We start from the raw sequence: 8,940 nt of genomic DNA on the forward strand, positions 1-8,940 counted from the left end.
ATGAAGATTTAAATATAAAAGTAAAAAACACAATAAAACAACTAATAGAAAAGGATTTTATACAAAGAGTAAAAGGTAATAAGATTACTTATGTAGAAAAAGATGTAAAACTAAAATACCTTCAAAATCTATTTAAGCAAATCAATAAAGATTTTAGAATTGATGTAAAAGAGAACTTTCATATAAACTCAAAGTCAATAAAACAAGAAGCAAAGATAATAGAATTAGTTGGAACACAAGGAGTATCTATTAGAAGTGGTTCAAATGTATTGACTGTAAATAGTAGTGGAATATATATAAACTCAAAACTGTTTGATACAAACTCATCTTATGGTGGATTAAAAGCAAATAGTGTAAATAGTCCAATAATAAATAAACCACTATTTGAAAAAGTAAAAGTAAAATCATTGAGTTCTAATATAGTAAAACAAACTTCTATAACTGATACTGTAATTGTAGAAGCAAATACTCTTATATATAAAAATGATACTTGGATAGAAGATATTAACTTAAATCAATCACAATTAAATCAAATACAATTTGTAGTAGTAAAGAATAATGATAAAAATGATAATGATATAGTTCAAGATGAAATAGATATAAATGATAATATAGCTATAAATAAAACCCAATTATCTCTAAATATCTCAAAAACAAATCTATATAAATATGCACATATTTTTGCCTTTGCAAATAACTCAAATGATGAAGGTTATATATTAGTAGAACTGAAAAGAGATGTAAGAGTTGTAGATATAGCCTTAAAATATATTACAAATGATGAAGTAGAACTAAAAGCAATACTAAATGTAGAAAACCCAAGAGAAGATGAACTAGAACAAATAAGATGGAATGTAGAGAATAACTCTATTTCAAAATACAATGGACAACAAATAATAAAACATAATATAAAAGAAGAGAAAGTATATGAGATAAACTTTAACTCCTATATAGAGAATAATCAAAGTGTAGAAAATAGTGCTAGAGGGTTTGCTGTGTTTGATGAGGATATTGAGAAATTAACAAATTTTAGGATGATGTAATGATAAAAGCCTATAAAGAAAATATTTTAATAATAGCTGATAATATAATTCCAAATGATAAAGAACAAGAGTTTAATAAAGCTACTGTTTGTTTAAAATTACTTGATATAAATAAAACTCAAATAACAGATAAAATATATAAAGAAGAAATTGATATAAAAAGAAGTTCTACTTATAAAAAAATATTTGATGAATATAATGTTACTGATTATGATGAGATAGAAAAAGATATATTAGTTTTTAAATTTACAACAGAAGAATTAGCAGAAAATAAATTAAAACTACAAGATGAAGATATTAAAAAAATTGCTTATGTTTCAGCTAAAATAGAAGCAAAATGCACAAAAACAGCAAAAAATGATTGTGATAAATGGCTTGATTACAGAATATGTAACTTTAAAATAACAGAAGAAGATTTTAATCAAATATTCCCAAAAGCACCAGCAGAAAAAAGAAAAGAAGTTTTAGAAATATTTAATAAATATTGTTGTGCATTTGAGATAAATACACCACTTAGAGCTTCACACTTTTTTGCACAAGTAAGGGCAGAAGTGGGAGATACTTTAGTTGGTTCTGAAGAAAGTTTATGGTACAGCGTAGAAGCATTGAAAATAACTTTTAGTAGATATTTTAAACATTTTCCAAATGAAGCAAATAGATTGGGATATATTAGAGCAGATGAAGCTAAATATAAAAATTTAAGTATAGAAAATAAAAAACTATTCAATATTAAAAATGGAAGATATTATTATAAGCAACTTCCAAAAGAAGATGAAATTGCAAAAAGAGTTTACTGTTGTGATGATAATGGTTTTACCTTAAAAGAAGGTGGATGTGAAAATGGATTACTTTATAAAGGTAAAGGTTTTATTCAATTAACTTGGAAAGATAATTATCAAAATGTTAATAAAATATTAAAAGAGAAAGTTCCAAAAGAAAATCTAAATATTGTGGACAATCCTAATGGTTTATTGGAAACAAAAGTAGGAATGTTATCTGCTATGGGATTTTGGGAATGGAAAAAATTAAATAATATCGCTGATAAAGGTGCAATAGATAGTGTTGTTGATTTAATAGTTAATGTTGTAAATGAAAAAACAGGAAGTAGAAATGCTAGAAAACAATATTTTCAAGATATATACAAAATATTAAAGGATAAATAGTGAGAACAATTTTTTTATTTTTAATAATATTCCAAATATTATATTCTAATAATAATTTAGATTTATATGACGGAAAAGAAGAATTATTTTTAGATGTAACAAATGATGGATTAAAAGATAAAATTTCGTTTATTTATAAAAATATTCACACAAATAATCATTTAACTATTGAAAGACAAGAGAAAAATGGAAGTTTTGAAACAATTGTAAATAAGAATTATTTATTAAAAGAAAATATATTAGATAAATATACATTTAATTCTATGTCGATTGAGGTGGATAAATTTAATACAATTTTGAATTGGGATAGTGAAACAAATTTTACAATAGATTATAAGGATACAAATAGTCTAATTGTAATTTTATCTAAAGAAGGTTTATTACATAGATATAAGCTTTACTTTGAATATAATAAAAAAACAAATAAGTTTAATCTTGATAGAGTATATTTTTTAAGCTTCGGTGGTTATGACCACACTTTAAAAGCGGTTTACTTAATACAAAGTGATAAAATTAAAGATATAACTTTAGATAATTTTAATACTGGTGAAATACACCAATATTTATTTGATAATATTTTTAGACTAAAAGAGTTAAAAGCTAAAAAAATAAAATCAAAAGAGATAGAAGATTTATATAAAAAGGTAGAAGAAAATCCAAAAGAAAATGCAGAATATTTACTTGATTGTTCAGAAATGGAAAATTATAATGATAGAGATTGTGGAATATCTGAAAATTTTTTATTTGAAGATGATATAGAATTCTCAAGTAATATTGCATCATTTTTAATTGAAGCAAAAATATATAAAGAAGTTATTCCACTTTTAGAAGAAATAATAAAGCAAGAACCAAATAGAACAATTGCATATTTAAATCTAGCAGATGCTTATCTTGAAATGAGTAAAGAGAATGAAAAAAATGAAAACTATAAAGTAGCTGTAGAGTATTATAAAAATTTATCAAAAGAAAATTATGAAAAATATATAGAATTAATGAAACAAGATAATAAAGAAGAAAAAATCCCAAAAAGAGTTTTAGAGTTTCAAGGAAACTAAAACTCTAAAATAATTTAAAATATGTCAGTAAAACCAAAAATATATATAGTTCAACATAATCAAACTACCTTAATAGAAAACAATAAACTAGAAGATATAAAGAATGATGAAATAAAAACAATCAATAATGATAAAGTATTAAATGTAAAAGCTAACTATTCGCAAAATGTTGAGAAAGAGAAAATAACAACTGTAACACAAGATTATGATTTGTATGTAGATAAAAATCTTAATGTAAATGTAAAAGAGAGTTTAAAACAACTAATAGAAAAGGATTTTATACAAAGAGTAAAAGGTAATAAGATTACTTATGTAGAAAAAGATGTAAAACAAAAATACCTTCAGAATTTGTTTAAACAAATAGATAAAGATTTTAGAATTGATGTAAAAGAGAATTTCCACACAAAAGCAAATACAATAAAAATAGAAGCAAAAGTAATAGAACTAATAGCTACACAAGGTATATCAATAAGAAGTAAAGGAAATGTAATAACTGTAAATCAAAAAGGTATTTACCTAAACTCAAAATTAGTAAACCCAAACTCATCTTATAGTGGATTAAAAGCAAATAGTGTAAATAGTCCAATAATAAATAAACCACTATTTGAAAAAGTAAAAGTAAAATCATTGAGTTCTAATATAGTAAAACAAACTTCTATAACTGATACTGTAATTATAGAAGCAAATACTCAAATATATAAAAATGATACTTGGGTAGAAGATATTAACTTAAATCAATCACAATTAAATCAACTACAATTTGTAGTTGTAAAAAATAATGATAAAAATAATAATGATATAGTTCAAGATGAAATAGATATAAATGATAATATAGCTATAAATAAAACCCAATTATCTCTAAATATCTCTAAAACAAATCTATATAAATATGCACATATTTTTGCCTTTGCAAATAACTCAAAAGAAGAAGGTTATGTATTAGTAGAACTGAAAAGAGATGTAAGAGTAATAGATATAGATGTAAAATATATCTCAAATGAAGAAGTAGAATTAAAAGCAATACTAAATGTAGAAAAAGCAACAGAAGAAGAATTAAAACAAATAAGATGGAATGTAGAAAATAACTCTATTTCAAAATACAATGGACAACAAATAATAAGACATAATATAAAAGAAGAGAAGGTATATGAGATAAACTTTAACTCATATATAGAGAATAATCAAAGTGTAGAAGATAGTGCTAATGCTATGGCTGTGTTTGATGAAGAGAAAATGAGATTTAGTGAAATAGGATTTAAAAATGCAAAAATTTAATATAGATGATGTTATTGATTTTTATGTAAAAACAATAAATGTACCAGAAAATACAAAAATACAAGTAGGATTAACTCCTTTAGATATAAATAAAAAAAGTTTTAATGATAAAAAAATAGAGGATACAACAATGGTTAAGAAGTATGATAATGAATATATTGCAGAATATCCATTTATCCCGAAAGATATAATAAAAGAGTTATCTATAAATGAAAATGAAGTTTTTTATATCAAAGGTTGGCTAGATGCAAATAATGATAAAAAAATAAGTAGAGATACGGAAGAAGAAGTTACATTTGAATTAGTTAAAGATGTTTTTATAGGATTTATTCACGAACCAATCAATAACAAAGTTCATTTATTAACAAAAAAAGATATTGAAAAATATAAACTTAATAGTATAAATCCAGTAACACAAGCACTGGAAGGAAAACACCCAATTCTAACAGGTTCAGCTTCTATATATGCAGGGCTATATGGATTTGGAGATTGGGCAAGTAGGATTTCAGGTTTTAGAGATTGGCAACTTGATAATATAGATAATGAAGAACAAAATAAATCTTCACTAGAAACAAAATATATTTTAAAACTTATGAAATATATTGCATTCAATGAAAATGGTACTGGAGAACTTTTTGCTAAATCGGTGGAAAAATATGTAAAAGAAAATCCCACATATGTAACAAGTAGATTAATAACAGGAATAGGATTAAGTACTTTTGTTCAACCAAAAATCAAGGTTCCAGTTGGTTTTGCAGGTATAACATTTCCTGCATTATGGGGAGACCTTACATTTTCAGCCAAAGAAATAGATGATTTCGCAAGAGCTATTATAATAGGACAATAAAATGATAAAAAAAACATTTAAAAATTACTTTGATTTAATTTTTCAAAATTATACTATTATTGATAATAAAGAGTATAGATTACCTTATTATATATATATTCCTAAAACTATTTTGAACTTTATATATCTATTTGGAGGATTTTTACTAGTAAGTAGTTCATTTAGTATGTTTTTACAATCTATAAATATACAGCCTAATTTACTAACAGTTGTCACTTCAATAATTCTTATTCCATTAATTGTAAATTATTTAATTGTATATTTGTCTCCATTGGTGGAAGTAAAAGAAGATGATAAAAAATCCAAATATAAATAAGAAAAACCATTTATGCCAGAGTACAAGAAAGAAGCAAATGGATTAGAAGATAGATGGAACAAATTTGAAAAAATAGCAAAATATTTAGGATTAATAAAATGAAAAAATTAATAATATTTACAATAATACTTTTTAGCATAAGTTTAAATGCAGTTGTAACAGATGAAGAAGTTGAATATATGGAAGAATATTGGCATACAGAAAATCCTAAAGAACAAATAAAACCTTTAAATTTTAAAACTAAGAATTTTGATATTACAACCGAAATTATAAAATATAACTATGTTCCTTTATGGCAAGATGAAAATGAAGAAATTCTTCCACATAGAATTCCAGAAAATAATCAACTCAAAGGTTATTTACATTTTAATGAAATAAAAAAACATTTTTTTAATGATGATTATAGCTATGCAGAGTATCAAGCATTTGAACAGATAGTTTGTGATAAAACAGATTATATAAATTTAATTTTTGTACAAATAGAGTTAGACTCTGAAATTAGATTTAAAGAAATTGTGTTTACTCCATATATTTTTAAAATTATAACAAAATTAAATGATGGATATAATTTAATAGATGTAAGTGAAAATTATAAAGAAATACTAAATTACTCAAATAATTCAATAAGTTTAAATTTATCATATTCATCTAAAGAAAGATACCCATACTACAATAAAGAGAAAATAATCAATAGATTAGTAGAAACAGGTTTTTGTAAAAAAGATGAAATAATTGAAGGAAAAATTGTAAATTTAGAGAGTGTAAAAGTATTATCTTTAGAAGAATTAATGAATAAAATTAAAGATAATGATATAAAAATCGATACTTACTATATAGTAAACTCTTTTGTAAAATATCCATTGACAAATAAAACTGTACAAAAATACAACGACATAGCATATTATCTACAACAAGCAAATGCAAATGATGAAGCTATTTTCATTTTAGAAAAAATTATAGAAAAATACCCAAATAGAACAGTCGCTTATTTAAATCTAGCAGATGCTTATCTTGGAATAAATGATAAAGAAAAGGCAAAAGAAAATTATAAAAAATATATAGAATTAATGAAACAAGATAATAAAGAAGAAAAAATCCCTAAAAGAGTTTTAGAGTTTAAATAAATTTAATAAAAAGGAAAATAAAGAGAATGAATATATTTATATTTTGTATACTGTTATTTGTACCTATGTTTTTTACAATGGTAATAAATAAGTATAGATTAATAAGAACAGAAGAAGGAATAAATAAACTTTATGAGTATTCTAAATATTTAATTTTTAAAACTGAAAATCTTGAAGAATTACAAAGAAATAAAGATTTTAATAAATTTAAGAATTATTTGAAAAGAAATAATAGAGTTTTTTTGGTAATACATACAAACTCAAAAATAATAAAAGCAGATAAATTAGATTCTTTATCGGAAGATAAGTTTAATAAGTTTTTTAAAGGGTTAGAAAATACTTTAAAGAATAAAGATTTAAAAATTTCTATATTTAACTTGAAAGATTCAATTCCAGAAGAGAAAGATTTTTTTTGGTCACTTCTAAATTATAAAAGCTTTGAGTTTCTTAAATATATAACTTTAAGTAATTTGACATATTTTTTTGGAATATCAATAGGTATTTTATTGATGTTATTTAATATTTTAAGTCAAAAAACACTTTATATTTTAGGTATTCCTACTCAATTGAGTTTGGTTAATTTATTTGATTTTGGACAATTTATTTTATATGATATTTTAAGTTCTTTAGGAGTAATAATTTATTTTTTAATACTTGTATTATCTTTGGGTTCAATTATAATATGGGGAATAATATATTTTTATAGAAATAGAAAAGATAAATTAGGGAATAAATCATTTTTAGACCATATTTTATTTACTACTCTTGTTGCAAGTTTAATGTCACCAATATTTATAATTTTGATATTAATATCTTCTACCTTAGTTAGTATTAGTAAAATGAATTTTCAAGATAGTAAAATAAAATATGAAGATATTTTTACAATCATAGGTGATTATATAGATTATACAGGTTATCCAAGAATTGGGGTTATTAATGGAGATAGTAAGTATATTGTAGGATATGACACTCATAGTATTTATTTTTATGATTTGAAAGAAATAAATAATAAATTTTTAGATTTTGAAAATACAGAAAAGAATAATAACTTAGTTGATACTTGTAACTTAATATTGAAATACAAGAATAATTCAACTAGATTAAATATTTTGCTTCTAAAAAATAAATATTTAAAACCAGAATATTTTAAAAGTATTTTAAGAAAAAATGTAGTTATTACAAATGAAAGACCTTTATCTTCTTCTGATATTATAATTGAGGATATAGATAAGAAATGTCAAACTTATATTGAAAAATATAAATAAATTCTACAAAAATGTGGAATTTATTTATATAATATTGAAATTTACAAGATATATGAATACTTTAATACCGTTTGCAAATAAATAGAGTTAGTTGGAACACAAGGTATATCAATAAGAAGTAAAGGAAATGTAATAACAGTAAATCAAAAAGGTATTTACCTAAACTCAAAATCAGTAAATCCAAATATATCTTATGGTGGATTAAAAGCAAATAGTGTAACTATTCCAATAATAGAAAAACCACTCTATGAAAAAGTAAAAGTAAAATCATTGAGTGCTAATATAGTAAAACAATCTTCTATAACTGATACTGTAATTGTAGAAGCAAATACTCTTATCTATAAAAATGATACTTGGATAGAAGATATTAACTTAAATCAATCTCAATTAAATCAACTTCAATTTGTAGTAGTAAAGAATAATGATAAAAATGATAATGATATAGTATTAGATGAGATAGATAATAGTGATGATATAGTTATAAATAAAACCCAATTATCCCTAAATATTTCAAAAACAAATATATATAAATATGCACATATATTTGGCTTTGCAAATAACTCAAAAGAAGAAGGTTATGTATTAGTAGAATTAAAAAGAGATGTAAGAGTTGTAGATATAGCCTTAAAATATATTACAAATGAAGAAGTAGAATTAAAAGCAATACTAAATGTAGAAAACCCAACAGAAGAAGAATTAAAACAAATAAGATGGAATGTTGAAAATAAATCTATTTCAAAATAGGCTTAATGAAAAAAATGGGTTGCTGAAAACTTAAGCTAAGTTCGATACTATCGTTATTTAAAAAGGATTATTTACAATGAGTTGTAAAAAAGCACTAGAATTTGTCCA

At 22.7% G+C, this 8,940-nt stretch carries 7 protein-coding genes and 1 pseudogene; all 8 read left to right on the top strand.

All coding sequences use genetic code 11. The annotated features are described in order from the left end of the window. Positions 1-1,043 (top strand): annotated as a pseudogene (locus tag IQC44_RS11060) (type VI secretion system Vgr family protein); the annotation flags it as partial. Then, on the top strand, positions 1,043-2,206 hold the full coding sequence (locus tag IQC44_RS11065) for a glycoside hydrolase family 19 protein (protein ID WP_198306421.1): 1,164 nt from the start codon (positions 1,043-1,045) through the stop codon (positions 2,204-2,206). The pseudogene IQC44_RS11060 and the gene IQC44_RS11065, both read left to right, overlap by 1 nt. Then, complete coding sequence (locus IQC44_RS11070; RefSeq protein WP_198306422.1) at positions 2,206-3,261, top strand: tetratricopeptide repeat protein; 1,056 nt, start codon at positions 2,206-2,208, stop codon at positions 3,259-3,261. The genes IQC44_RS11065 and IQC44_RS11070 overlap by 1 nt, the downstream gene beginning before the upstream one ends. Before the next feature lie 21 nt (positions 3,262-3,282). After that, positions 3,283-4,536: a bacteriophage T4 gp5 trimerisation domain-containing protein gene (locus IQC44_RS11075; protein ID WP_198306423.1), complete on the top strand. Its 1,254-nt coding sequence runs from the start codon at positions 3,283-3,285 to the stop codon at positions 4,534-4,536. After that, a complete protein-coding gene (locus IQC44_RS11080) occupies positions 4,523-5,383 on the top strand; it encodes a hypothetical protein (protein ID WP_198306424.1) in 861 nt (286 codons plus the stop codon). The genes IQC44_RS11075 and IQC44_RS11080 overlap by 14 nt, the downstream gene beginning before the upstream one ends. A gap of 414 nt (positions 5,384-5,797) precedes the next feature. Continuing rightward, positions 5,798-6,823, top strand: coding sequence for a tetratricopeptide repeat protein (locus IQC44_RS11085; RefSeq protein ID WP_198306425.1), 1,026 nt, complete (start codon positions 5,798-5,800; stop codon positions 6,821-6,823). A 26-nt stretch (positions 6,824-6,849) separates the two neighbouring features. Further along, positions 6,850-8,088, top strand: coding sequence for a hypothetical protein (locus IQC44_RS11090; protein WP_198306426.1), 1,239 nt, complete (start codon positions 6,850-6,852; stop codon positions 8,086-8,088). Positions 8,089-8,358: 270 nt separating this feature from the next. Beyond that, positions 8,359-8,832 carry a hypothetical protein gene (locus IQC44_RS11095; protein ID WP_198306427.1) on the top strand — a complete coding sequence of 158 codons (474 nt, stop codon included), beginning with the start codon at positions 8,359-8,361 and terminating at the stop codon, positions 8,830-8,832. The last annotated feature ends 108 nt before the right edge of the window (positions 8,833-8,940 follow it).

This window comes from Arcobacter vandammei (genome assembly GCF_016106035.1).
Taxonomy (GTDB): domain Bacteria; phylum Campylobacterota; class Campylobacteria; order Campylobacterales; family Arcobacteraceae; genus Aliarcobacter; species Aliarcobacter vandammei.